1 protein-coding gene is annotated in these 259 nt (G+C 36.7%); it reads right to left on the bottom strand.

What is annotated here, in order from left to right:
- The coding region (locus AAEY99_RS21530) for a hypothetical protein (protein ID WP_351011995.1) at window positions 1-259 on the bottom strand (259 nt) is incomplete at both ends.

The following is a 259-nucleotide window of genomic DNA, read 5'->3' as shown; positions in this document are numbered from 1 at the left end:
AAAGTAAGCTAACCACTGCGCACGTGAAGCTCTATTGTTTGGTTTTAGTTGTTTTACATAATTATCAATACGATTAAAAAAGTCAGTGACGTCTTTATCTTTAGGAACACGGCGACTACCGAGCATAATTGCAGGCACTGCAACATGATCACTCTTTCCTTTTGTTTTAATGATTTTATATTGACTCATACTCCCTTTATGTTTCAGATTTGGATCAATATTTTCGTAAGGCGTGTCTCTTAGGCGCTCAGTAATAAGG

The organism is Shewanella sp. S1-58-MNA-CIBAN-0166 (genome assembly GCF_040310085.1).
In the GTDB taxonomy this organism is placed as follows: Bacteria; Pseudomonadota; Gammaproteobacteria; order Enterobacterales; family Shewanellaceae; genus Shewanella.
Note: the sequence above shows the minus strand (reverse complement) of the source record. Positions and strands in the feature narration are given on the sequence as shown.